Source organism: Bartonella sp. AA83SXKL (genome assembly GCF_042196965.1).
Lineage (GTDB): Bacteria > Pseudomonadota > Alphaproteobacteria > Rhizobiales > Rhizobiaceae > Bartonella.
Genome location: NZ_JBHIRG010000322.1, coordinates 327 through 570, shown reverse-complemented (window position 1 = coordinate 570; position 244 = coordinate 327). Strand labels below are relative to the sequence as shown.

General features: G+C 44.7%; 1 protein-coding gene. It reads right to left on the bottom strand.

The window, feature by feature from the left end; translation table 11 throughout:
* Positions 1-244, bottom strand: a 244-nt coding sequence (locus ACFINO_RS11395; RefSeq protein ID WP_375655962.1) for a chorismate synthase, incomplete at both ends; no start/stop codon positions are given.

Below are 244 nucleotides of genomic sequence, written 5' to 3'. Positions count from 1 at the left end.
GTGCTGCCGTCTCACGTGCTGAAGCACGTCCGCCACCTCGAAAATCACGAATGCCATACTTAACATCATACGTATAATCTGCATGCCCTGGACGATACTGATGAACTATTGCGCTATAATCCTTAGAACGCTGATCCATATTTCGAATCAACAGGGAAATTGGTGTTCCTGTTGTCACAAATGTTATCCCATCGTCTTGAACAATAACTCCTGAAAGTATCTCTACTTGATCCAACTCACGGCG